Genomic DNA, 23,087 nt, shown 5'->3' with positions numbered 1-23,087 from the left:
CTGTCGATCCTGCGAGACGCCGTAAGACCCACCCGCCCGGCCGCCTGCCCTTGGCATGGCGGCGCGAGATCGCGCGGGCGTCTCAACACGCTTGGAAGGGCGATGTCCGGCGATAGGGCGGAGTCCGGGCGCGAAGGTCGGCGTATCGGCGTCTTGAAACCTTGCGATCACTACGGCCGCCGACCGGCCTGCAGTTCGTTCTCACCCGGAACGGGCCAAGTCCAGCGGTCGTAGGAAGAACCCGCTCCGGGGCAGGGCCGGCAACCTACGGAGATTCAGACGCAGGTCCTGTTTTGGGACCTCGTAGCGAAGGCGTGTGGTGAGGACGTCGAACGAGCGCATCAGTATCTCGTGGACGATGCCTTCACCTGGGCAGCGGTGCCCGGTCAGATGATCGCCCCCGCCTTGAGGTACAAAATCGAACGCGCCTGGTGGGCGGTTCGCGAACCGGGCGGGCCGGAAGATTTCCGGGTCCGGCCATGCGTTGGCGTCGTGGTTCGTCCCGTAGAGATCGAGGATCACCTGACGCCCCTCGGGAAAGCTCAGGCCTTCCCAGACGAAGTCTCGCCGGGTTGTCGCGACGAGCGAGGGAAAGAACGGATAAAAGCGGCGAATCTCTTCGATGAAGGCGTCACGCGCCGCCAAGCTCTGGGTCGCGGCCCGCGCCGCCTCCGGCTGCGTATGCAAGGCATGGGCGAGGAACACGACGTAAACAGCGGTCGCCACGGTCGGGCGTAGGATGTTGGCCAGTTCGACCGCCGCGACCTCGGCCGCTAGAGGGGTTCCGCCTGGATCCCGCGCGTGAGCCAGCGCGAACGTCGCCGTATTCTCCGCGGGTCGATGCCGACCTTCACGAACGTCTTCGATCACGCCTTTCAGCCAGCGATCCACCCTGCGTCGGGCGTGCCGAGACCAGAAATGGCGCGGATTGCGCGCTCCTGCGGCGTCGAACAACGCCCTGAGGTGACCGGCCCGCAGCTGGACGTCGGCCTCGGGCAGCGGGGTTTCCGACCAGGCGCACACCGCGCGCGTCAGCATGGTGGCGAGTTCGTCGTACAGACGTATCGTGGCGCCGGCGCGCAGCCAACGCTCGGCGGCTTCAATCCATTCCGCCTCAACGCGCGCTCCCAGGGCCCGGACGCGATCAGCTTGCGTCAAGCCCATGAAGATCGCCTTGCGGTGTCGGTGAGCCTCGCCGTCCAAGCCCTGGACGCCGCCTTCGCCCAGCAGCGTCTTGCGGATGGGCGATGGCATCGCACCCTCGCGTCGAAAGCGCTCCGCGTCGTAGAAGAGGGCGGCCCCTTTCTCGCCCTTGAGGCATGTCGTGCCTCTGCACAGAAGGCGGGTCTGGAACGCATCCGAGCCGAGTCGAGCGCTCTCCTTCGAAACGAAGCGATATGGATCGGCCAGGAGCGGGAGCGTCACGTCCCGCGGGGGAATTCGGGGAATGCTCACGGCCGTGGCCGCCTTTCGCCAGGCGTTGAAGGTGGAGCCTCCGTCTGCGCTGATCGCCGCGATGCGTCAAAGAGGACCAGCGCGAGGCCGATCACAATCGCGCTGTCGGCCAGATTGAACGTAGGCCAGTGGCGGCCGGCGAGGTGCAGATCGATGAAGTCCGTCACCGCGCCCAGGCGGATGCGGTCCGCGATGTTGCCGAGGGCGCCGCCGGCGACCGCGCCGAGCGCAAGCGCCGGAGCCAGGCGTCGCGTGCGCCAGGCGGCGACCAGAACCGCCGCGGCGACGGCGCCGGTGAGCGCCACCAGCAGCCAGCGTCCGGCTTCGCCGTCCGCCGACAAGAGGCCGAAGGTGACGCCGCGATTGAAGCTCAGGTGGAGGTTCAGGAAGGGCGCGATCTCGACCGGCGCGGTCAGGGTGCGGGCCCATGCCTTGGCAAGCTGATCGACCCCGGCCACACCGATCGCGAGGACCACGGCGGCCAGTCGGACCGCTCGTCCGCCAAACTGCCGAACGGCGGAGGGGGCGGCTGCGCGGTTCCGATCAGGCATGCCCAGTCTCCTGGATGGTGAGCGCAGAGCAGCTGCGCGGCTTTCCGGCCCGATACAGGGAGATCGAACCCGTGGCGGTCGCGATCACCGCCCGTTCCTCGACGCCCTCGAATTCGGCCTCCGCGATCAGGTCGGGCAGCCCGCCGGCGGCGTTCAGCCGGGTGTTCTCGACTCCGTCGAGGGCCTGGACCTGGCGAAAGAGAAGCCGCATCGACGCCGTTCGCTGCCAACCGTAGTCGGCGATGTGCAGTTCACCGCCGGGCCGGAGGGCGGCGTGAATAGACACCAATCCGGCGCGCTTGCCGTCGATCGGCACCTGGTGAAACACAAGGCTGGACACGACCTTGTCCGCCCGGTTCCGGCCGACGAGGTTCGCGACCTGGCCGGCGAAGCCCTGAAGAAACGCCACGTCAGCGCCGCGCCCGAGGGCCTTGGCGCGGGCCCGGTCCAGCACCTCCGGATCGGGGTCGATGCCGATCACCTCGGCCCCGGGTGCTGCGACCTTTATCAGGGTCGCGAGCGTGCCGGTGCCACAGCCGACGTCGACGATGATTTCGCCGTCGCGCGGCGCGAGCTGCGCCACGAGAGCCGCCCGCCAGACGGTTTCGCGCGTCATCAGCGCGATCGCGGCGTCATACAGGCCGGTGAGGCTGGGATGTCCGAGGGCCGGAGTGAATTCAGCCGGGGATGCAGGTCGAGTCATGAAGCCTCCAGGATCAGGCTTCATGCTGCATCCTCTAGTCACTGGAGGATCAATGGGGGTTTTCGATCATTCGCCGCGCTCGTCCTAGACCTCGGCCTCGGCCCGGCTCTTCCGGTCCGCCCACCAGAAGCCGATAACGACCGCCGTGAGCGCGAGTAACTGGGCCGCGAGGCCCTCCCAGGTCGGGAAGAGGCCGAGGATTTCCACGCGAGGCAGGGCGGCGAGGGGACGGATGTCCACGACTCCCGCTTCCTGAAGTCCGGCCATGCCCTTGCCCGCGAGAACCACGGCCAGGGCCGCAATCAGCAGGGCGCTGTAGGCGAAGAACTGCGAGATCGGCAGCCGCTTGCTGAACATCAGCAGGCCCCAGCCAATCAGGGCGAGGCAGACGACCGCCAGCGCCGCGCCGCCGAGCAGGGCGCCCTGGGTCCCCTGACTCCATAGGGCGGCGTAGAAGAGGATGGTCTCGAAAACCTCGCGATAGACGACGATGAAGGCGAGCAGGAACAGGAACCAGGCCGAACGCTTCGACAGGGCGGCCGACAACTTGTCGCGAATGTAGGCCTGCCACGCGCCGGCCTGGGCCTTGCCGTGCATCCACACGCCCACGGATAGGAGCACGCTGGCGGAAACCAGCGAGCCGACGCCTTCGGTGAGTTCGCGACTCGCGCCGCTGATGGCGATCAGCCAGGTCGCCGCCGCCCAGGTGGCGGACCCCGCGACGAGAGCGGCGACCCAGCCGCCGTGGACGTAGCGCAGGACGTCCTGGCGCTCGGCCTTCCGCAGGAAGGCGACCATCGCGATCACGATCAGCAGGGCTTCGAGCCCCTCGCGCAGCAGGATGGTGAAGGCGCCGAGGAAGGTCGACAGGGCCGAGGCCTCGGATGGCGCGAGAGCCCGGCCGGCCTCGTCGAACAATCCGCTCAGGGCCGTGACCTGTCCGGCCACCTCATCGGTCGGGGCCCGGCGGTTGAGGCTGGCGCGGAGCTCGCCCATCGCGGCCTCTATGCGCGCCATCAGCTCGCCGTCGCGGGCCCGCAGCAGGGGCTCCACCGGCTCGAAACCGTCCAGATACGCCGAGAGAGCCAGCTCCTCGGCCTTCCGCGCGTCGCCGGCGCGATACGCCGCCAGGCTCTCGCCGAGCTTGCGGCGCGCCAGATCGAGCCCGTCCGCGCCCCCGACCGCAAGCGCTTCCGGATGGCTGCGAAGATAGGCGACCACCTCATTGGCCCGCGGCTCTCCGAGGCGGGACGCCAACGTCGCCGGTGTAGCTTGGGTCAGGGCCTCGAGGTTCGGCACGGCGGCGCGCACGTCGGGGTCGTTGCGCCAGGCGCGCTCGCCCGCGCGGGGCGCGTCGTCGGCGTAAGCGAAGCCGCCGACGTAGAAGGCCAGGGCCCAGCGATCCTCGGCCGACAAGTGGGCGAAACTGGGCATGGCGGTGCCGTCCAGGCCTTGGCCGATCACCTGATAGAGGCCGAACAGGCTGCGCTCGCGGGCGCGGTCGCGATCGGTGAAGGCGATCGGCGGCGGCTCAAGCCCGGCCGCCCCCGGTCCGTCGCCCCGGCCGGTCGCCCCGTGGCAGACGGCGCATTGCTCGGCGTAGAGCGCCGCGCCGCGCGGCAGGTCAGGGATAGACTGCGGCGCGAGGGGCGTCGGATACGCGGCGAGGAGATCCTCGGCGAGGCTTCGCGCCTGTCGCGCGACCGTCTCCGGCGCCGCGCGAGTCTCGACCGCCGAGATCAGGACGGACGACCCGGCGAGTAGCCGGGACTGGGCCTCGTGCGCCGGAAGCGCAGCGATGCGGCTGCGCACCGAGGTCGAGAACTCGCGCATCTCGGCGTACTCCGCCTCGCTGATCACCCGGCCGTCGGAGACGGCGCCCGGATAGTCGACGGCGATGTAGTCCAGCAGCCGCCAAGCGGTTTCCGCCCCGGGGGTCGCCTCCTGGGCCGCGCCGCGCTGGGGCATCGCGGCGCCCAGCAGAAGCGCGAGTACGAGGAGGAGACGAAGCGTCGCCGACATGGTGGCATCCTGTTCGTGAGATTGGCTCTCATTAGCAGCATGCATGCTCAAGTCGCTAGAGGATCAAGAGGCCCTGGAGCTTCTACCGACACTCGACAGTCAGGTGCCCAATCTCATGCACAGGTCGAAGACGTGTGCGGACAGTCTCTGCAGCCACCGTGCCCGTGACGCTGACGATAGCCGCATGCGCTTCCGGACCGACGCGCCAGACGTGCAGGTCGGTGATCCGCGCGTCGCCGGGGCCTTCCACCAGCTCGCGGACTTCGTCCTCGACGTGATGGTCGGTGGTGTCGAGAAGGACGGCGGCGGTGTCGCGCATCAGGGACCATGACCAGCGCGCGATGACGATCGCGCCGACGATGCCCATCAGCGGATCGAGCCAGACCCACCCGAGGTAACGACCGGCGACCAGGGCGATGATCGCCAGCACCGAGGTCAGGGCGTCGGCCAGGACGTGGAAATAGGCCGAGCGCAGGTTGTTGTCCCGGTGGTTTTGGTCGTGATCGTCATGCTCATCATGGAGGTGGTGATGGCCGTGGTGATGATGGTGATGACCGCCGCCGGCGAGGAGCAGGGCGCTGACCAGATTGACGGCGAGGCCCAGGACGGCGACCAGCGTGGCCTGGCTGAAGGCGACCGGGCGAGGATCGAAGAGCCGGCCCACCGACTCGCCCGCGATCCCCAGGGCCACGATGCCGAGCACCAGGGCAGAGGCGAAGCCGGCCAGATCGCCGACCTTGCCGGTGCCGAAGCTGAATCGGCGGTTGTCGGCATGGCGTTTGGCGTAGGCATAGGCGCCGGCCGCGACAGCCAGCGCGCCGGCGTGCGTCGCCATGTGGAAACCGTCGGCCAGCAGGGCCATGGACCCGAACACCGTCCCCGCCACGATCTCGCCGACCATCATCACCGCGGTCAGGGCGACCACCCACAGGGTCTTGCGGGCGTTGGCGTCGTGCGACGCCCCCAGAAAGCGGTGGTCGTGCGTCAAATGGTCGGTGTCGAATGTGGTCATCTGGGGTCTCAGCGGGCGTAGCGGCGGATAAGGGCGGGCAGTTCTTCGGCGCAGGCCTGCCGGTCCGCGTCGCTCAGGTGGAAGCCGACGACGTGCTGACGGAGGTGGTCTTCGAGTAGTTCCTCGAACAGGCCGCCCAATGCGCCGCGGGCGGCGGCGACCTGCGGCCATCCGGGGGAGGGGCGGAGTCATGGCCTTCGTCATCGACGATCGGCATCGTCGGTGGCCGAACGAGCCGGGCGAAGGCCCGGGGGACTCTGAAGTCGAAAGACATCGGACTTTAAGTTCAGGTTTGCTCGCCCTGAAAGGTTGCGATGATCGGACAAGGCCCCGTGTCCTTGGACTGACAGGCCTGGGCCAGGCGCATCAGGGCGGATCGCGCCTGCTCGAGATCGGCGATGGTGCGATCCAGGGCCGTCAGTCGTTCGGCGGCCAGTTCGCGCGCCCTGACGCGATCCTCGCCCGCGTCCAGGGAGAGCAGTTCCTTGATCTGGTCGAGCGTGAACCCGGCGACCTGGGCCGACCGGATGAACCTGAGCCGGCGCACATCGTCCTCGCCATAGCGGCGGATCCCGCCGGTCCCGTCGCTGGACCAGCGGTCCGGCGTCGGGATCAAACCTCGTCGTTGATAGAAACGCACGGTCTCGACCCCCACGCCGCCCTCTCGCGCCAGTCCGGCGATCGTCCGAACCTTCATGCTTGACTCCGTATCATAGTACGGAACCTAGGGTGTGCGCCTTGGATTGTGAAGATCGAGGAGACCCAGATGACCAAGACCGCCAGTATTTATCGCATGGTGATGCCGGAGCACACCTGTCCGTGGGGGCTGAAGGCCCGTCACTTGCTGAAGAGCCGGGGCTACGAGGTCGAGGATCACTGGCTGACGACCCGAGAGCAGACCGACGCTTTCAAGGCCGAACACGGGGTTAAGACAACGCCGCAGGTGTTCATTGACGGCAAGCGGATCGGCGGGCACGACGACCTGCGCCGCTTCTTCGGCCTCAAGGTCCGCGATCCGAAGGCGACGACCTATACGCCGGTGCTCGTGGTGTTCCTGACCACCGCCGTCATGGCGGCCATGCTCGGTCTGGCGGTCGATGGCACGCCCTTCACGGTGCGCGCGGGCGAGTGGTTCATCGCGTTGTCCATGATGGCGCTGGCCATGCTGAAACTGCAGAACGTCGAGAGCTTCTCGGCGATGTTCCTCAACTACGACCTGCTGGCCAAGCGATGGGTGCCCTATGGCAAGGTCTATCCCTTTGCCGAGTTCGGGGCGGGCGCCCTGATGGTGGCGGGCGTCCTGACCTGGCTGTCCGCGCCGGTCGCCCTGTTCATCGGCGGCATCGGGGCGATCTCGGTGTTCAAGGCGGTCTACCTCGACAAGCGTGAGCTGAAATGCGCCTGCGTCGGCGGCGACAGCAATGTTCCGCTGGGCTTCCTGTCCTTGACTGAAAACCTGATGATGATCGCAATGGCGGTCTGGATGCTGGTCATGGAATATGGTCGGGCGGGCGCGATGGCGATGTGACCCGCCGACCATGACGCGGCGCAGGATCCGTTCGATGAGCGACCCCGCCTACCCAGCGGCGGTGACCGACTCCGGTGGTGCGACGACCAGGACGGCGTTAGGCGAACGACCCGACATCAGATGACCGCGGGGTTTCCAATGTCCGTGGTTTGAGCACTCTCAGTGATCAAACTGCTGCATGGCCAAACTGGCGTCCCAGCGACCAGCATAGGCTCGAAGTCGTCTCAGGACGCTTTCCGGTCAGGGTGCGGACGCTCGTGTCGCTCGGCGATCCTTGAACTTTTGAGGGGCCGCTTTCCGCGCCGCGTAAGAGACAGTAGGGGCGTCCCTTCCTAGGAGTTTGAGTTGACCCGTTTCAAAATCGCATCGCTCGCCGCGACCGTCGCGGCGCTTTCCCTGGTCGCCGGTCAGGCGGATGCACACGCGCGTCTCGTGAGCGCCACGCCGGCCGCCGGCGCTGCGGTCGCGGCGCCGCGCACCATCAGCCTCACCTTCAGCGAGCGCGTGGCGCCGGCCTTCTCCGGTTTCGATCTCGTCAATGCGGCGGGCGCGACCATCCGTGTCCAGACACGGGTGTCCGAGGACGGCAAGACGATCTCGGGCGCTCCGGCGAGGCCGTTGGCGGCCGGGGCCTACGTGGTCAACTGGCGGGTGGCGTCTCCGGACGGGCACCGGATGACGGGGTCCACCAACTTCTCGGTCCGCTGATCAGATGGAGACAACGGTCGTCCTGCTGAGGCTGGGGCAGTACATCGGCGCCGTCCTGCTGTTTGGCGTCCCCCTGTTCTTCGCGTTCAGGATGCCCATGTCGGACGCGGCCGCCGAAAGGTGGCCGCGAACGACGCTGCTGGTCGCCGCCGTGGCGACCGTCCTGGCTGCTCTCGCCAACCTCGTGGTCCAAACCGCCGTGATGGCGGGATCGCTGACCGAGGCGCTGAAGCCGGAGTCGCTGTCCTACGTGGCATTCGGCACGGGCCTGGGCGTCGGCTTCCTGGTTCGCGCGGCGATGGCCCTTTTGGCCGCCGTTCTGCTGATCAGTCTGAAACCGGGACGCGGCGGCTGGATCGCGCTGACCGTCGTCGGCGCCGTGGTCGGCGCCAGCCTGGCCTGGACCGGTCACGGGGCGGCGACGGAAGGCGCGGGCCGCTGGCCGCATCTGATCGCCGATGTCGTTCACGCGCTTGCCGCCGGACTCTGGCTCGGCAGCCTGGTCGCGCTGTTCCTGATGCTGCGGGCTCGCCACGGACACGCGGCGGGCGCGCCGGTGACCCATGCCGCCCTGGAGGGCTTCGCCGGCCTGGGAACGCTCGCCGTCGTCCTGCTGACGATCACGGGTCTGGTGAACAGCGCCTATCTGATCGGGTTCAGCCGGCTCGGGAGCCTGTTGACGACGCCCTACGGCGTTCTTCTGATCCTGAAACTCGTCCTGTTCGCCGGCATGCTGGCCCTAGCGGCCTCGAACCGCTTTGTCCTGACCCCGCATCTCGGATCGGCGCTCGAAGACGATCACGCCCGTCCGCTCGCCTTGCGCCGCCTGCGGCGCAGCCTGGCGCTGGAGACCGTGCTGGCGGCCCTGCTGCTTCTGATCGTGGCGATCATGGGCACCCAGGCGCCCCCCGCCGCCATGATGTGAACCTCGCCGAGCTTTTGTGAAGGATCGGCCTACAGCGCGGGAACGGGAGACTTGGCCGCGGGGGAGGTCGATCGCGACCCCGACTGCGGACGATTGAACCAGGCCTGGGTCGGTCGGTCGAAGGCGTAGCGGAAGACGGCGGCGCCGCCGAAAGCCGCGGCCAGGCCGACCGCCCAGGCGGTCCATTGCACTGACGGACTCCAACTCCGCCAATCGACGGCGTCGAGCACGCCGAACCACACGATCCGGATCACTTCGTTGGTCAGGAAGATCGCGAACGCCATCAAAGCGAGGTGCTCGACCAGCCTGGACGGGCTCCGAACCGGCAAGGCCCCGGTGGCGAAGATGATGACGGTCAGGAGGCCGAGGGTCGCCAGATTATGGGGTCCCAGAGCCTGCAGACCCGCCACAGCGACCACGGCGGAACCGCCCAGACCGGCGGCCAGACGGGGCGGGCAATAGACCTGCCGGGCGAACAGAGCCACGGCGACGCCGAGGGCGAACAGCGGAAAGGCCCGCAGGAAGCCGAGGCGCAACGGCATCTCGTAGATCGGCAACCCGAAGGCGGCGTGGGCGGCCAGGTTGGCGGCGAGCAGCCCACCGACCCCGAGAGCGAGGATCAGCCATGGGGACAAGCCGCGCGCCGCGCGAGCGAGGAAGGGCAGGCTGACGTAACAGCCCAGGAGTGCCGAGAGCGTCCAGGTCGGCGCGTTCCATCCCTCTCCGCCCGGCACCCCATAGGCCTGCACCAGAAAGAACTGGGCGGGAAACCGGGACCAGTCGAACCATTCCGGGTGGCTGGGTGTCTGGCCCAGGATCGCCGCCGCCAGCACCAGCCCCGCCAGGGCGAGGCTGACGGCCATGTGGGCCGGAACCACCCTCAGGAAACGCTGACGGTAAAAGACGGAAAGCGGAATTCGCCCGTCCGCGAGCCGCTCGCCGTAGACGCGGGCGAGAACGTAGCCGGAGTCGATGATGAAGAAGTCGGTCAGCAGATACCCGCGGTCGAAGACCGGATGGAAGAGCGGCAAGGGGATCGGAGCGGCCTCGCGGAAGTGATAGAGGACGATCATCGCCCCGACGACGAAACGCAGAAGGTCGAGCCAGCCGCCGCGCGCGATCGGCGGCGGGCGTCGGGGCTCAGGAGGTGCTGGATCTTCCGTCATCGAGCCATCATCCCCCCACAGGCGCCAAGGAAGGCTTGCCCGACACGGTGAACGAGGCCTTGCCGCTGGTGGTCGCATATGGGCTCGCGCGGGGTCCGTCTGAGGGCATCAGACCTGGAGCGACGCCCGGGAGGGCACGGCCGAGGATCAGGCGAACCCTACCGTTCCGTCGCGCGTCTTGCCTCAGCGGGTCGGTTTTGACCGAGGCGAGCGCCGTCGGGGTTTTCCCAGGAAGGCCCAGGCGCCGATCACCCCCAGGGCCGCCATGGCGACGCCGCTGAGCAGCGTCACCGCGTCATAGAGCCAGCCGCCGACCGAACTGGCGTGCAGGGGGTAGAAGGCATTGTAGGCCCGCACGCCGTTCGGCAGGGCGTTGGCGTCGGAGGTCGCCACCGCACGGCTGGTGGCCGGATCGATGGTCACGGTCGTGCGGCCGTTGGGGTGCCACTCGCCGGGCTGCTTCAAACGGATCGTGGCGGGCTTGCCCGGCTCGGCGGGGCGGACGGCCATGCGCGGGGTCGCTTCGGGGAAGCGGGCCTGGGCTTCCGCCAGGGCGCGAGCCCAGTCGACGTCTCCCGTCCCGACCACCGGCGCCGGCGGCGCCGGGACGGCCCCCAGCAGGGCCTGGGTCGTGCCGTGAAAGACGATGGCCGCTCCGGTGAGGCTGAAGACGACTAGCGGGATGGCGAAGATCAGGCCGAGATTGCGATGACTGCCGATCAGCTCGCGCCGGGCCCCCGAGCGGGGCCAGACCCGCCAGCCGGTGGCGCGCCAGGCGGGAATCCAGACGACCAGGCCGGTCAGGATCATCAGCGCGAGGGCCAGGCCGGCGCCTCCGGCGACCAGCTTGCCGGTGTGACCGGCCAGCAGTTCGTGGTGAAGGTCGAAGATCCAGGTCTCGGCTCGCGCCGCGCCGCGCCAGCGGTCCACCACCTTGCCGTCGGCGTCGACGTAAGCGAAACCGTCGTCGGCCAGGTAGAGCCGGTGAACGCCGACCGCCCCGCCCGGCAGGACCACCGAGGTGAGGCGGGGCTCGGCCGCCTCGAGCCGGTCCAGCGCCGCACCCAGACGGGCGGCATCGAGATCGATCTCGGCGCGCGCGGCGGGGACGGTGGCGCGGATCCAGTCGTCCTCGAACACCAGCAACGATCCCGTCAGGCCGAACACCATGGCCAGGATCGAGAGGGCGGTCCCGGCCCAGGCGTGGAGCGTGCGGATCGCGCCCATCACCGGCTCAGAAGCTCCGCGTCAGGGTCACGGTGGCCGTGCGCCCGCGACCGGCGAAATAGCGCAGATTGTCGGTCGGCCCCTGGGTGTCCGAGAAATAGGAAATGTACTGCTCGTCCAACAGGTTCTGCACCCCCAGCGACACCGTGCCGAAGCCCGCCTCGTAGCGGGCCACGGCGTCGAGCACCGTATAGCCCTCGAAGCCGTTGGCCGCGGGCTCGCCGTCGAAGTCGCGTGCGAGATAGGTCTGGGCCTGAAGGCGCAGGGCGATCGGGCCTGTCTCGTACTCGCCCCACAGCAGCAGCCGGTCGGGCGAGATGTTGGCCCCGTTCAGGTCGCGGTCCAGATCGCCGTCGCCGTCGCTGTCGCTCTGGCCGTCGAGCGCGGCGTAGCTGCCGCCAAGGGTCAGGGCGTCCGTGGCGCGCCATAGTCCCTTCAGCTCCAGTCCATCGATCCGCGTGGCCTGGCGCTGCACCTCGAAGATGCCCGAGGGCAGCCGGTTCAGCAGCGAGCCGCGTTCGGCCTCGGACCGGAACACGGCGGCGGACAGCTCGACGCGCGCGCCGCGGTATTCGACCCCGACCTCGGTGTTGTCCGACACCACCGGCTCGACGTTGAGGAAGGTGTCGACGTCCTGATTGGGGCGGTTGATGCCGCGCAGCACCCGACCGACATCCGGCATGGTGAAGCCCTGGGCGAAGGAGCCGTAGACGAGGAGAGCCGGCGTCACCTCGAAGGCGGCGCCGACGTTGAACAGCGTCTCCTCGAAGCCCGGCTCGCCGCCCGCCACCGTCTGAGGGCCGTAGGCGTACAGGGTCTGGAAGTCGTCGACCTTAAGCTTCGCCGACTCATGCCGCACGCCCGCCGACAGGCTGAGGCGGCCGGCCAAGGCCGACTGGTTCAGCTGCAGGAAGGGCGACAGGCTTTCGTAGGCGGTCTCCGGCACCCAGTTGCGCCCGGTCAGGACCAGTTCCTGATAGGTCCGGTCACGCAGGCCGTCGAGGCCGACCAGGGCCTTGAGGCCCGTCAGGCCAGGAACCTGGCCCTGCCAGTCGATCTTGAAGCCCAGCTTTTCCGAATTGTTGGCCGACTGGTCGAACAGGGTCCCAACCGGAGCGATGCGGGGGTCCTGGAAGTCCGGGAAACTGCCGCCGCCGAATACGCCCTGGTAATCGTGGGCGAAGACCTGAGCCCGCAGGACGCCGCCGAACAGGTCGCGGTCGGTGTAGCTCAGAGCCGCCGATGTCACGGCGTTGGACGGCTGCCGGCCCGGCGCCGCGCCGCGCACGGCGGTGGTCGGGACGCCCGTCGCCCGGTCGCCCGCCACGGTCACATAGTCGCCGTCGCCTTCCAGATCGAAGCGGTTGACCCAGCCCTCCAGCCGGCGATCGCCGCCCAGGTCCCAGCCACCGCGCGCAAGCAGCGAGACGGCTTGCGAGTCCTGGACCTCGCCCTGGGCGCCGTCGAAGCCGACGCGGCTGCCGTCAGCGTCATAGTAGGCGCCGCGGGTCTCGAAGGCCGCGCCCAAGGTCAGGTCAAAGGCGCCGAAGTCACGGCCGCCGATGGCGGCGATCTTGGCGCCGACGCCGTCGCCCTGTAGCTCGTCGTCGGTGGTGACCTGGGCCATCATCCGCCCGGTCAGGCCCTCCGCCTCGGACGGCTTGCGGGCGGTGACGTAGTTGACCACCCCGCCGGTGGCCCCGATGCCCTGGATGGCGTTGGAGCCGAAGATGACCTCGACCCGGTCGATGAAGAAGGGATCGATGGTGTAGCCGTCGCGGCTGTCGTCGCGCAGCGGCGTCGACTGCGGCACGCCGTCGACGAGATAGAGCGGCGAGCGTCCGCGCAGGGTCTCGCCGAAGCCCGACAGCTTCTGCCGCGTCGGCGAGAAGGAGGGCGCCAGGGCCGCCACAGTGTCGACGGCCGAGGCGGCCAGCGCCGTCTGCTGGACGATGGCCTCGGCGTCGATGATCTCGACCGTGGCGGCGATCGCGGAGCGCGGGGTTTCGATCCGGGAGGCCGTGACCACCACCTCGTCCAGAAGCGTCGCGTCCGGGGTCGCCGCCTCCTGGGCCGCGGCGGGAAGCGCGGCCAGCAGCAGCGGCAGGAGGGCGACGGTAGCGAGGAGACGAGGGGACATGGAGCACTTCGGGGGGGGAAACGGCAGGGAGGGAGTCTGACCACAAGGCTTCTTGCGAGTCAATCGCACTCGCATCTAGCCAGCCTAGCGTTGGCTACGTCGTCGCTATCGCAGGGGCCGAGCAGCGCTTGACCTGCGGGGCGGCGAGAGGAAAAGAGGTTCATGGCCAAATACGCGCCCCTCGCAACCTATCTGCGGCGTCAAAGGCGGACCGAAGTGGTGCTGACGTTCCGCGATATCGAACGCATCATCAGCGGCCTTCTCCCGAAGGCTGCGGCGACGGAGGGCTGGTGGAAACCTGAGCGCGGCGCGCCCGCGACGCCACAGCATCTCGCCTTGGCGGACGCCGGCTTCGTGGCCGAGCCGCATCTCCGAACGGAGACGGTGCGGTTTATCCGCGAAGGAGGTCCGCGCGACGGGTCGATCGGAGGTCGGGATCGGCCGGTTCTCGACGGCGGTGTCATCGCCAGCGAGCGGACGGCCGTCGCGGAGGGCGAAGAGACCGGTCGGCTCAGCGGTCGCCAGGCTCACGGAGCGCCGGCGGGCTGAGCGCGGCCGGGGCGGGCTCGTCGCGACGACTGTCGAACCGGCGCCTTATCCAGGTCCGGCCGGGCTTTTCGACGAGCAGATGAAGCGCGGCCGCGATCAGCGATGTGGCGACGAACAGTCCGATCAGCTCGACCGGCGTAATGCGGAAGGTGCTGTCGACGCCGCGCAGCTCGGCCACGACGCCCTTCCAGGCCACGATCACCGGCATGTGCACCAGATAGAGGGCGAAGGACGCTTCCCCGGCGAAGACAAGGGCCGGGGAGGCGAGGGGGCCCTCGCAATCCGCCCGCGCGAGCAGGGACCAGGCCAGGATCACGGGGGCGGCGAGGGCGACGATGATGCGGTCGTCCAGCGACAGCTGCATCGCGCCCAGCAGCAGGACGGTCGTGAACAAGGCGGCCGCGGCGGCCACGGGCCGGCTCCAGCGCCAGCGATGGCCCAGCCCGTAAAGCGCCATGCCGACCAGGAATTCCGGGGCGATCCGGAGAATGCCGAGCGAGTCCTCGGCTCGCGGAAGAACCTTGCCGAACGCCTGGACGTAGAACGCGTCGATGACGACGAACGCCGCGGCCCCGATCCCCAGCAGCACCCAGGGCCGCATTCGCAGGCGCAGGGCCAGCCAGGCGTAGGCGGGGAACAGCAGATAGGCGAACCATTCCGCCGACAGGGACCAGCTCGGCCCGCTCCAGTTCAACTCCGCATCGGTTGGAAACCAGGCCTGGATGAGAAACAGCGTCTGGAAGAAGGCCAGCAGCCCATAGCCCTCGCCGTCGAAGCGAACGCCCGCGGCGGTCGCGCCCAGGACCATGACCAGGGCGCCCGTCAGAACGGCGACGTGCAAGGGGTAGAGACGCGCCAGCCGGGCGACGATGAAACGCCGGTAGCTGAAACCGCCGCTTGCGAAGGCCGGGCCGTAGACGTGAGCCAGAATGAAGCCCGACAGCATGAAGAAGGCGTCCACCGCCAGCCGGCTGCGCTCGATGATCGGGCTGAAGCCCAGGGCCGGATCCCATTGGAGCTGATAGTGAAACAGCACCACCCCCACGGCGAGGAAGGCGCGCAGACTGGTCAGAGCCCTGAGATCGGCGGGGTAGCCGTCTCGGGTCGGCGGTATGGATGTCATTCGCGATGGCCCCCCAAGGGCGGCGGATCAGCACCGGCCGCCATATTGAGATACGCACCGCGCGGTAACATCCCTCATGCGCGACGCCGACGGGACCGGCCGGTCATACGGGACGTCCACGCCTGGCTTGCGGCTCCGGAACGACCTCAGCCGGTTCGCCAGCCTGGACCGCTGCGACTCTGGGTGAGGGCCGGCCCCCGAGACGTGAAGCGTCATGTCCCTCAGCCGGACGAGAGGATGTCCAGGCCGACCGCCGGGCTGGCGACCGGACGCCGGGAATCCGTCCCTGACTAGCGGGATGCGCGGCCGAGAAGTTCGATCAGTTCGGTCGCCTTGGCCTTACGGTCGGCGAGATCGTCACCCGCGATCGCGCCGATGACGCAGTGATCCATGTGGTCCTTCAGAACCTCGCTCTCGACGCGCGACAGCGCCGCCCGCACGGCCTGGAGCTGGGTCAGGATGTCGATGCAGTAGCGATCCTCCTCGACCATCCGGGCGATACCGCGCACCTGTCCCTCGATCCGGTTCAGGCGGTTCATCACCTTGGGCTTGGTTTCCGTCTGCATCCAATTCCTCGCTCTGGTCGTTCGATTCTACTCCCGGACCGTCTCTTGTGCTATACCCCAATAGGGTATATCTGGGACCAGCATTCTAGGAGTCAGCCATGTCCACGCCCTCCCAATCGCATCCCGCCGGTCACAGTTGCTGTTCGGCCAAGCCGGCCGGCAACGGGGCGACGGCGGTCGATCCGGTCTGCGGCATGAGCGTCGATCCGGCGATCGCGGCGCATAGGGCCGCCCATGAGGGCCAAGACTATGTCTTCTGCTCGGCGGGCTGCCGGACCAAGTTCGAGGCCGATCCGGAGCGCTACCTGGGAGACAAGCCGCAACCCGCCCCCGTCGTGCCTGGCGCCATCTACACCTGCCCGATGCATCCGGAGGTGCGCCAGGAGGGACCTGGCTCCTGTCCGATCTGCGGCATGGCGCTGGAGCCGGAGACGGTCACCGCCGAGGCGCCGGTCAATCACGAACTGATCGACTTCACCCGCCGCCTGTGGATCGGCGCGGTTCTGACGCTGCCGGTCTTCGCGCTTGAAATGGGCGGCCATCTGACCGGGCTGGCGATGCGGGTTCCCGGACAGACCTCCAACTGGATCCAGTTCGCCCTGGCGACGCCGGTCGTGCTGTGGGCCGGCTGGCCGTTCTTCCAGCGGGGCTGGGCGTCCCTCCGCAACCGCAGCCTCAACATGTTCACCCTGATCGCCATCGGCGTCGGCGCGGCCTGGATCTACAGCGTGGTCGCGGTGCTGGCGCCGCATCTGTTCCCGGCGGCGGTCCGGCGGATGGACGGCAGCGCGCCGGTCTATTTCGAGGCGGCGGCCATCATCACCGTCCTGGTGCTGGTCGGCCAGATCCTGGAGCTTCGGGCGCGCGAGCAGACGTCAGGGGCCATCCGCGCGCTGCTCGACCTCGCCCCTAAGACCGCCCGGCGGGTTCGCGACGACGGCGGGGACGAGGACGTCACCCTCGACCTGGTCGCGGTCGGAGACCGGCTGCGCGTCCGTCCCGGCGAGAAGGTGGCGGTCGACGGCGAGATTCTGGATGGGCGGGTGACCCTCGACGAGTCCCTCGTGACGGGGGAGTCGATGCCGGTGACCCGGGACATCGGCGACAGGGTCGTCGCCGGATCGCTCAACAAGACGGGATCGTTCGTGATGCGGGCCGACAAGGTCGGCGCCGACACCCTGCTGGCCCAGATCGTCCAGATGGTCGCCCAGGCCCAGCGCAGCCGCGCCCCGATCCAGCGGTTAGCCGACAAAGTCTCGGGCTGGTTCGTCCCTACGGTGATCGGCATCGCGGTTCTGGCCGCGGTCGTGTGGGGGCTCGCCGGCCCCGAACCGCGGCTTTCCTACGCGCTCGTCGCGGCGGTTTCGGTCCTGATCATCGCCTGTCCCTGCGCCCTGGGGCTCGCCACGCCCATCTCCATCATGGTCGGGGTGGGGCGCGGAGCCCACGCCGGAGTGCTGATCAAGAACGCCGAGGCGCTGGAGCGCTTCGAAAAGGTCGACACCCTGGTGCTCGACAAGACCGGCACCCTGACGGAGGGGCGCCCCTCGGTGACGGCCGTCCGGCCAGCCGATGGGTTCGACGAGGCCGAGCTTCTGAGACTTTCCGCCAGTCTTGAGCGGAGCAGCGAGCATCCGCTGGCGGACGCCGTCGTTCGGGCGGCGAGCGACCAAAATCTGGTTCTGTCCGAGGCGTCGGACTTCGACAGCCCCGTCGGGCGCGGCGTCACCGGGGTCGTCGACGGCCGCCGCGTGGCGCTCGGCAACAGCCGTTATCTGGCCGAGATCGGCGTCGACGTGGGGACGCTGGAGGTCGAGGCCGAAGCGCTTCGCCAAGACGGCGCGACCGCCATCTTCGTGGCCGTGGACGGGGCTGCGGCCGGCGTGCTGGGCATCGCCGATCCGGTCAAGGCGACCACCGCCGAGGCCATCCGCGATCTGAAGGCGTCGGGGCTGCGTCTGGTGATGATGACCGGCGACAACCGCACGACGGCCGAGGCGGTGGCGCGCCGGCTCGGCATAGACGACGTCCAGGCCGAGGTCCTGCCTCAGGACAAGGCGGCGGTCGTCGAGCGGCTGAGAGCGGAGGGTCGGATCGTCGCCATGGCCGGCGACGGTGTGAACGACGCCCCGGCCCTGGCCGCCGCCGACGTGGGGGTGGCCATGGGGGCCGGGTCGGACGTGGCGATCGAAAGCGCCGGCGTCACCCTGCTGGGAGGCGATCTCCAGGGCCTCGTCCGGGCGCGCAAACTGTCCCGGGCGGTGATGAGCAACATCCGTCAGAACCTGGTCTTCGCCTTCGGTTACAACACCCTCGGCATTCCGATCGCGGCGGGACTGCTCTACCCGGTCTTCGGCCTTCTGTTGTCGCCGGCCCTGGCGGCGTTGGCGATGGCCCTGTCCTCCGTCAGTGTTATCGCCAACGCGCTGCGGCTCCGGGCCGTCCGACTCTGATGGATGTCCCCTGGCCAGAAAGCCGTCGCAGACGAGAGCCGCGGGGGGCGCCAATACGCATTCCGGCGACCGATCCCTCGCCTGATCCAACGGCGTTCGGGAATATTTAATCACGGCGGAACCGTGGCGCCGGGGCTGGATTACGCTGGACGATGTCCGGCGTGGGCAGTCGGGGCAAGGGACCAAACTCGCACCCGCCGCAGCGTTGTCGGACGCATCGTTCGTCTGGCCGTCCGGCGATCCGCCGGCGACCCCCTCAAGCGGAGACGCCCTATGCTCATCCCGACTTTCACCCGCACGTCTCTCCTGGTCGCCGGCTGTTCCGCTCTCGTTCTGGCGGCCTGCAGCCCGTCGGCGGAACCGCCGGCGAACACGGAGGCCGAAGCCTCGGCTCAGACGCAGGAGCCGATGGCCATGGCGCAGACTCCGTTCTCCGCCGCCGAGGCCAAGATGCACGAGGCCATGATGTCCGCCATGGGCGCGGATGCGGGCGAGACATGGGCCCGCAAGATGATCCCTCACCACCAGGGCGCGCTGGACATGTCCGAGATCGTGCTGAGGGACACACAGGACGCGGATATCCGTCGCATGGCCCAGAAGACCATCGAGATGCAGCCCGGCGACATCGCCGAGCTGCGGCGCTGGCTTGAAACGAACGTGGGCGCCGCCGCCGGCGCGGCGGCTCCAGGCGGAAGCGCGGAAAATCCATACGCGACGGCCGAGGCCGAGATGAAGGACGCCATGATGGCCGCGACCGGGGCCGACACGGACCAGACCTGGGCTCGCAAGATGATCGCGCATCACCAGGGCGCCCTCGACATGGCCCAGGTGGTGTTGCGCGAAAGTCAGGACGCCGACATCCGGCGCATGGCGCAGAAAACGATCGAGATGCAGACCGCCGACATCGCCGAGTTGCGCGCCTGGCTGGACTCCCATCCGGCCGGCGCTGCCTGATTGGCGATCGGAATGTGATTGAAGAGCGTTGTCGCGAAAGGACCGATCCATGGAAAAGATGAAGACGATGGACTCAAAGATGAAGACGATGGACTCGATGAAGGGGAGCTACCGTTCCTTCGGCGTCGAGCTCATCGTGGATTTCATCATCATGTACCTGGTGATGTACACGATGATCGCGTCCCTCAATCACTTCTATTTCAACCTCAACAACGTCTACATGACGCTGATGATGGTGTCGCCGATGGCCATCCTCATGCTGATCTTCATGCGATCGATGTATCCGTCGAAACGGACCAACCTTCTGATCGGCGGAGCCGCCGCCCTGGTGTTCGCGGTGAGCTTTTACGGCATGCGGACCCAGGCGGCGGTGGGCGACACCGAGTTCTTGAAATCGATGATCCCGCACCATTCCGGCGCCATCCTGATGTGTCAGCAGGCCTCGCTGACGGATCCGGAAGTGCTGGGTCTGTGCGAGGAGATCGTCAGCTCCCAGGAGAGGGAGATCGCCCAGATGAAAGCCATCCTGGCGAGGCGCTGATCCAGCGCTAGGCGACGGGAGTTTCCGGCCCGGTCGGCTCTGCGGCAGCGTGTCGCGAGGGCCGACCGGGTCGCCTGCGTAAAACCATATAGATCGTCGCCTCGCCGAGGCGCGGTTCTGACTTTGAGGAGTATCTTATGAAGCTGGATCGTCGACTGCTGCTGCGCGGCGCCGTCGCGGGCGGCGGTCTCGCCGCCTTGCAGGGCCTGATGCCCGCCTGGGCGCAGACGGGCTCGCCGGGGCTGCGGTCGGACCTGCCTACCCTGACTGGGCCGAATATCGATCTGACCATCGGTCAGACGCCCTTCACCGTGAACGGGCGCACCGCGACGGCCACGACCATCAACGGCGTGCTGCCGGCGCCGGTGTTGCGGCTGCGCGAAGGCCAGAACGTCCGTCTGGCGGTGACGAACACCCTGGACGAAGACACCTCGATCCACTGGCATGGGATTCTTCTACCCTTCCAGATGGACGGGGTGCCCGGGATCAGCTTCCCAGGCATCAAGCCGCGCGAGACCTTCGTCTACGAGTTTCCGATCAGGCAGTCCGGCACCTTCTGGTATCACAGCCACTCCGGCCTGCAGGAGGCGCTCGGCCACTACGGGCCGATCGTCATCGATCCGGCCGGCGCCGATCCGGTCGCCTACGACCGCGAGCATGTGCTGGTCCTGTCGGACTGGAGTTTCATGCATCCGCACGAAATCCTCGACAAGCTGAAGAAGAGCCCCGGCTACTTCAACCGGCAGCGCACGACCCTGGCGGGCCTCTTCTCCGGCGAGGACCGCATGAGCCTGGAGGAACGGCGCATGTGGGGCCAGATGCGGATGGACCCGCGCGACATCCTCGACGTGAATGGGACGACCTACACCTATCTGATCAATGGACACGGCCCGCAGGAGAACTGGACCGGCCTGTTCCGACCCGGCGAACGGGTGCGACTGCGCATCATCAACGCCTCGGCCATGTCGATCTTCAACGTCCGCATCCCCGGCCTGTCGATGACCGTGGTCCAGGCCGACGGCGAGAACGTGCGCCCGGTCGAGACCGATGAGTTCCAGATTTCGGTGGCGGAGACCTACGACGTCATCGTCCGGCCGACGGAAGATCGTGCCTACACAATCGTGTCCGAGGCGATCGACCGCTCAGGCATGGGCCGGGCGACCCTGGCGCCGCGTCTGGGCATGACGGCCGAGGTCCCGCCGCTTCGGGAGGTTCCTAATCTGACCATGCGCGACATGGGCATGGGCGGAATGGATCACGGTTCGATGGACGGCATGTCCGGAATGGATCATGGCGCGATGACCGGCATGGATCATGGAGCCTCGACGCAAGGCGGGGCTCCGATGGGAGACATGGGCGGCATGTCCATGAGCGGAATGAACATGCGCGACCCTGAAAACGCTCCGCCAGACATGGCGGTTGGCGTCGGCGTAGACGCCATCGCCATGGATCCGGCCAATCGCCTGGGTGAACGGCCGATGGGGCTGGAAGACGTCCCGCACCGGGTGCTGGTCTATACCGACTTGGTGTCGCTAGTCCCCAACAGGGACCAGCGCCCCCCGTCGCGCACGATGGAAATCCACCTGACCGGTAATATGGAGCGGTTCATGTGGGGCTTCGACGGCCGCAAGTTCAGTGAGTTGGTCGAGCCCATCCGTTTCGAGCGCAATGAGCGAGTGCGGGTGACCCTCGTCAACGACACCATGATGGCTCACCCAATCCACCTGCATGGCCACTTCTTTGAGTTGGTCACGGGCGGACCGGCCGGGCATCAGCCGCTCAAGCATACCGTCAACGTCGCCCCCGGCGGCAAGGTGACCTTCGATCTGACCGCCGACGCACCGGGCGACTGGGCCTTCCACTGCCACATGCTGATGCACATGCACGCGGGCATGTTCAACGTCGTCACCGTCCGCCCGATGACAGGAGCCTCGTCATGATCCGTCGGTCCGTGGGTCTCGTCCCTCTGCTCCTCGCGGCCTCGGCCGCCCCGGTGTTCGCGCAGAGCCACGCAGGGCACGGCGCGGCGGTAAACGCCGCCCAGCCCGCCGTCCAGCTGCCCGCCGGTTGCGTCCGGCGCGGCGCGCCGACGGCGGATCCGTCCCGCGTCGGAACGTCCGGGGCGCCGGTCTGCCCGACCGGCGCCGTGCCCGAGCGCGCGCCGGCGTCGGCGGATCCGCACGCCGGGCACGACATGTCGACGATGGGCCAGACCGCGCCGGCGCCGGCCATGCCGGCGGGACATGACATGTCGACCATGCAGAGCGGCCAGCAGCCGGCCGCCGCCGGCCAGGCGGACCCGCACGCCGGGCACGACATGTCGACGATGCGGCAGGCCGCGCCCGCGCCGGCCATGCAGGCGGGACATGACATGTCGACCATGCAGAGCGGCCAACAGCCGGCCGCCGCCGGTCAGCCGGATCCCCACGCCGGGCACGACATGGCGATGATGAGCCAGACCGCGCCCGCGCCGGCCATGCCGGCGGGCCACGACATGTCGACCATGCAGAGCGGCCAACAGCCGGCCGCCGCCGGTCAGCGGGATCCCCACGCCGGGCACGACATGTCGACGATGGGCCAGACCGCGCCAGCGCCGGCCATGCCGGCGGGACATGACATGTCGACCATGGGGCAGATGCCCCCGGGTCATGACATGTCGACCATGGCGATGCCGCCCGACGTGCCGACCAGCGCGGACAACCCGGGACGCCCTCCGGAAATGCCCCTTCCGCCCGGGGCGACCAGCGGCCCCGCTCACGCCGCCGATACCCTGTTCGATCCCGCGGAGATGGCGGCGGCCCGCGAACAGCTTCGCGTCGAGAATGGCGACGTGCGGACCACCGCGGTGATCATCGACCAGCTCGAAGCGAGTTTCGGAGACGGCGAAGAAGGCTACGCGCTGGACGCGCAGGGCTGGACCGGCGGCGACATCAACCGCTTCTGGTGGAAGTCGGAAGTCGAGGGCGACTTCGACGGCGAGGTCGAGGAAGCCGAGATCCAGGCCCTCTACAGCCGGGCGTTCCGGCCGTTCTTCGACTTCCAGACGGGTCTGCGGCAGACCTACCGTCCGGAAGGCGACCGAACCGATCTGGTCGTGGGCGTCCAGGGCCTCGCGCCCTACTGGTTCGAGGTCGATGCGGCGGCCTTCCTCTCCAACAAGGGCGAACTCACGGCGAGGGCGGAGGCCGAATACGATCAGCGGATCACCAATCGCTGGATCGTGCAGCCCCGAGCCGAAGTCGTGCTGTCGGCCGAGGACATCCCCGAGCTTCGGATCGGATCCGGCCTGACGTCGCTCCAGATCGGGGCTCGGTTGCGGTACGAGTTCCGTAAGGAGTTCGCCCCCTATGTCGGCCTGGAATGGACCAAGAGCTTCGGCAACACGGCGGACTTCCTCGAAGCCGACGGGCAAAGCTCGGAAGACACGCGCCTCGTCGTCGGCATCCGGACGTGGTTCTAGCGAA

The 23,087-nt window shown here is 68.4% G+C and carries 21 protein-coding genes; 9 read left to right on the top strand and 12 right to left on the bottom strand.

What is annotated here, in order from left to right; all coding sequences use genetic code 11:
- Positions 1–201: 201 nt before the first annotated feature.
- The 7 genes from GGQ93_RS12415 to GGQ93_RS12385 all read right to left on the bottom strand — a co-directional run bounded on the left by GGQ93_RS12415 (position 202) and on the right by GGQ93_RS12385 (position 6,440).
- The gene (locus tag GGQ93_RS12415; protein ID WP_224764320.1) at positions 202–1,455 is read right to left on the bottom strand and encodes a cytochrome P450; all 1,254 of its coding nucleotides are present in this window, start codon (positions 1,453–1,455) and stop codon (positions 202–204) included.
- Complete coding sequence (gene lspA / locus GGQ93_RS12410; protein WP_183217368.1) at positions 1,452–2,006, bottom strand: signal peptidase II; 555 nt, start codon at positions 2,004–2,006, stop codon at positions 1,452–1,454. Before lspA ends, GGQ93_RS12415 begins: the two co-directional genes overlap by 4 nt.
- The gene (locus GGQ93_RS12405) at positions 1,999–2,733 is read right to left on the bottom strand and encodes a class I SAM-dependent methyltransferase (RefSeq protein ID WP_224764321.1); all 735 of its coding nucleotides are present in this window, start codon (positions 2,731–2,733) and stop codon (positions 1,999–2,001) included. The genes lspA and GGQ93_RS12405 overlap by 8 nt, the downstream gene beginning before the upstream one ends.
- A 60-nt stretch (positions 2,734–2,793) precedes the next feature.
- A complete protein-coding gene (locus GGQ93_RS12400; protein ID WP_183217366.1) occupies positions 2,794–4,731 on the bottom strand; it encodes an FTR1 family protein in 1,938 nt (645 codons plus the stop codon).
- A gap of 82 nt (positions 4,732–4,813) precedes the next feature.
- Positions 4,814–5,743 carry a CDF family Co(II)/Ni(II) efflux transporter DmeF gene (gene dmeF / locus GGQ93_RS12395; protein WP_183217364.1) on the bottom strand — a complete coding sequence of 310 codons (930 nt, stop codon included), beginning with the start codon at positions 5,741–5,743 and terminating at the stop codon, positions 4,814–4,816.
- Positions 5,744–5,751: 8 nt separating this feature from the next.
- Positions 5,752–5,883: a metal-sensitive transcriptional regulator gene (locus tag GGQ93_RS12390; protein ID WP_183217355.1), complete on the bottom strand. Its 132-nt coding sequence runs from the start codon at positions 5,881–5,883 to the stop codon at positions 5,752–5,754.
- Positions 5,884–6,029: 146 nt separating this feature from the next.
- On the bottom strand, positions 6,030–6,440 hold the full coding sequence (locus tag GGQ93_RS12385; protein WP_183217353.1) for a MerR family transcriptional regulator: 411 nt from the start codon (positions 6,438–6,440) through the stop codon (positions 6,030–6,032).
- 69 nt (positions 6,441–6,509) lie between these two features.
- Between GGQ93_RS12385 and GGQ93_RS12380 the strand changes: the two genes are divergently transcribed.
- The 3 genes from GGQ93_RS12380 (at position 6,510) to copD (ending at position 8,904) form a co-directional block, all read left to right on the top strand.
- Complete coding sequence (locus GGQ93_RS12380) at positions 6,510–7,271, top strand: glutaredoxin family protein (protein ID WP_183217350.1); 762 nt, start codon at positions 6,510–6,512, stop codon at positions 7,269–7,271.
- Positions 7,272–7,616: 345 nt separating this feature from the next.
- The gene (copC, locus tag GGQ93_RS12375; RefSeq protein WP_066551017.1) at positions 7,617–7,979 is read left to right on the top strand and encodes a copper homeostasis periplasmic binding protein CopC; all 363 of its coding nucleotides are present in this window, start codon (positions 7,617–7,619) and stop codon (positions 7,977–7,979) included.
- A gap of 4 nt (positions 7,980–7,983) precedes the next feature.
- Positions 7,984–8,904 (top strand): copper homeostasis membrane protein CopD, encoded by a 921-nt coding sequence (gene copD, locus GGQ93_RS12370; protein ID WP_153921584.1) that lies wholly within the window; start codon positions 7,984–7,986, stop codon positions 8,902–8,904.
- A gap of 29 nt (positions 8,905–8,933) precedes the next feature.
- Here the strand turns inward: copD and GGQ93_RS12365 are convergent, their stop codons facing one another.
- From GGQ93_RS12365 to GGQ93_RS12355, 3 genes are all read right to left on the bottom strand, one after another.
- Complete coding sequence (locus tag GGQ93_RS12365) at positions 8,934–10,070, bottom strand: acyltransferase family protein (protein ID WP_183217348.1); 1,137 nt, start codon at positions 10,068–10,070, stop codon at positions 8,934–8,936.
- A gap of 183 nt (positions 10,071–10,253) precedes the next feature.
- A complete protein-coding gene (locus tag GGQ93_RS12360; protein ID WP_183217346.1) occupies positions 10,254–11,297 on the bottom strand; it encodes a PepSY-associated TM helix domain-containing protein in 1,044 nt (347 codons plus the stop codon).
- Between the two features lie 7 nt (positions 11,298–11,304).
- Positions 11,305–13,437, bottom strand: a complete 2,133-nt coding sequence (locus GGQ93_RS12355) for a TonB-dependent receptor (protein ID WP_152950399.1) — start codon at positions 13,435–13,437, stop codon at positions 11,305–11,307.
- Between the two features lie 162 nt (positions 13,438–13,599).
- On the opposite strand from GGQ93_RS12355, the gene GGQ93_RS12350 reads away from it, so the two are divergent.
- A complete protein-coding gene (locus tag GGQ93_RS12350; protein WP_183217344.1) occupies positions 13,600–13,986 on the top strand; it encodes a DUF7662 domain-containing protein in 387 nt (128 codons plus the stop codon).
- Here the strand turns inward: GGQ93_RS12350 and GGQ93_RS12345 are convergent.
- Together GGQ93_RS12345 and GGQ93_RS12340 are read right to left on the bottom strand one after the other, a co-directional pair.
- Complete coding sequence (locus tag GGQ93_RS12345) at positions 13,949–15,109, bottom strand: acyltransferase family protein (protein ID WP_183217342.1); 1,161 nt, start codon at positions 15,107–15,109, stop codon at positions 13,949–13,951. The two genes, GGQ93_RS12350 and GGQ93_RS12345, sit on opposite strands and share 38 nt — an antisense overlap.
- A gap of 290 nt (positions 15,110–15,399) precedes the next feature.
- The gene (locus GGQ93_RS12340; protein ID WP_153921599.1) at positions 15,400–15,675 is read right to left on the bottom strand and encodes a metal-sensitive transcriptional regulator; all 276 of its coding nucleotides are present in this window, start codon (positions 15,673–15,675) and stop codon (positions 15,400–15,402) included.
- A gap of 98 nt (positions 15,676–15,773) precedes the next feature.
- Between GGQ93_RS12340 and GGQ93_RS12335 the strand changes: the two genes are divergently transcribed.
- From GGQ93_RS12335 to GGQ93_RS12315, 5 genes are all read left to right on the top strand, one after another.
- On the top strand, positions 15,774–18,128 hold the full coding sequence (locus tag GGQ93_RS12335) for a heavy metal translocating P-type ATPase (protein WP_153921602.1): 2,355 nt from the start codon (positions 15,774–15,776) through the stop codon (positions 18,126–18,128).
- Between the two features lie 273 nt (positions 18,129–18,401).
- Positions 18,402–19,082 carry a DUF305 domain-containing protein gene (locus GGQ93_RS12330; protein WP_054765328.1) on the top strand — a complete coding sequence of 227 codons (681 nt, stop codon included), beginning with the start codon at positions 18,402–18,404 and terminating at the stop codon, positions 19,080–19,082.
- Between the two features lie 49 nt (positions 19,083–19,131).
- Positions 19,132–19,623 (top strand): DUF305 domain-containing protein, encoded by a 492-nt coding sequence (locus GGQ93_RS12325; RefSeq protein WP_224761373.1) that lies wholly within the window; start codon positions 19,132–19,134, stop codon positions 19,621–19,623.
- Positions 19,624–19,760: 137 nt separating this feature from the next.
- Complete coding sequence (locus GGQ93_RS12320) at positions 19,761–21,563, top strand: copper resistance system multicopper oxidase (protein ID WP_153921608.1); 1,803 nt, start codon at positions 19,761–19,763, stop codon at positions 21,561–21,563.
- Complete coding sequence (locus GGQ93_RS12315; protein WP_183217340.1) at positions 21,560–23,083, top strand: copper resistance protein B; 1,524 nt, start codon at positions 21,560–21,562, stop codon at positions 23,081–23,083. Before GGQ93_RS12320 ends, GGQ93_RS12315 begins: the two co-directional genes overlap by 4 nt.
- Positions 23,084–23,087: the final 4 nt, after the last annotated feature.

It is taken from the genome of Brevundimonas aurantiaca, assembly GCF_014199955.1.
GTDB classification, from domain to species: Bacteria; Pseudomonadota; Alphaproteobacteria; order Caulobacterales; family Caulobacteraceae; genus Brevundimonas; species Brevundimonas aurantiaca.
Note: the sequence above shows the minus strand (reverse complement) of the source record. Positions and strands in the feature narration are given on the sequence as shown.

Excerpts from the sequence above, each read along its gene's own strand:
- lspA (WP_183217368.1), bottom strand. The coding sequence starts at position 2,006 with ATGCCTGATCGGAACCGCGCAGCCGCCCCCTCCGCCGTTCGGCAGTTT.
- GGQ93_RS12405 (WP_224764321.1), bottom strand. The coding sequence starts at position 2,733 with ATGAAGCCTGATCCTGGAGGCTTCATGACTCGACCTGCATCCCCGGCT.
- GGQ93_RS12400 (WP_183217366.1), bottom strand. The coding sequence starts at position 4,731 with ATGTCGGCGACGCTTCGTCTCCTCCTCGTACTCGCGCTTCTGCTGGGC.
- dmeF (WP_183217364.1), bottom strand. The coding sequence starts at position 5,743 with ATGACCACATTCGACACCGACCATTTGACGCACGACCACCGCTTTCTG.
- GGQ93_RS12385 (WP_183217353.1), bottom strand. The coding sequence starts at position 6,440 with ATGAAGGTTCGGACGATCGCCGGACTGGCGCGAGAGGGCGGCGTGGGG.
- GGQ93_RS12380 (WP_183217350.1), top strand. The coding sequence starts at position 6,510 with ATGACCAAGACCGCCAGTATTTATCGCATGGTGATGCCGGAGCACACC.
- copD (WP_153921584.1), top strand. The coding sequence starts at position 7,984 with ATGGAGACAACGGTCGTCCTGCTGAGGCTGGGGCAGTACATCGGCGCC.
- GGQ93_RS12365 (WP_183217348.1), bottom strand. The coding sequence starts at position 10,070 with ATGACGGAAGATCCAGCACCTCCTGAGCCCCGACGCCCGCCGCCGATC.
- GGQ93_RS12360 (WP_183217346.1), bottom strand. The coding sequence starts at position 11,297 with ATGGGCGCGATCCGCACGCTCCACGCCTGGGCCGGGACCGCCCTCTCG.
- GGQ93_RS12355 (WP_152950399.1), bottom strand. The coding sequence starts at position 13,437 with ATGTCCCCTCGTCTCCTCGCTACCGTCGCCCTCCTGCCGCTGCTGCTG.
- GGQ93_RS12350 (WP_183217344.1), top strand. The coding sequence starts at position 13,600 with ATGGCCAAATACGCGCCCCTCGCAACCTATCTGCGGCGTCAAAGGCGG.
- GGQ93_RS12345 (WP_183217342.1), bottom strand. The coding sequence starts at position 15,109 with ATGACATCCATACCGCCGACCCGAGACGGCTACCCCGCCGATCTCAGG.
- GGQ93_RS12340 (WP_153921599.1), bottom strand. The coding sequence starts at position 15,675 with ATGCAGACGGAAACCAAGCCCAAGGTGATGAACCGCCTGAACCGGATC.
- GGQ93_RS12335 (WP_153921602.1), top strand. The coding sequence starts at position 15,774 with ATGTCCACGCCCTCCCAATCGCATCCCGCCGGTCACAGTTGCTGTTCG.
- GGQ93_RS12330 (WP_054765328.1), top strand. The coding sequence starts at position 18,402 with ATGCTCATCCCGACTTTCACCCGCACGTCTCTCCTGGTCGCCGGCTGT.
- GGQ93_RS12325 (WP_224761373.1), top strand. The coding sequence starts at position 19,132 with ATGGAAAAGATGAAGACGATGGACTCAAAGATGAAGACGATGGACTCG.
- GGQ93_RS12320 (WP_153921608.1), top strand. The coding sequence starts at position 19,761 with ATGAAGCTGGATCGTCGACTGCTGCTGCGCGGCGCCGTCGCGGGCGGC.
- GGQ93_RS12315 (WP_183217340.1), top strand. The coding sequence starts at position 21,560 with ATGATCCGTCGGTCCGTGGGTCTCGTCCCTCTGCTCCTCGCGGCCTCG.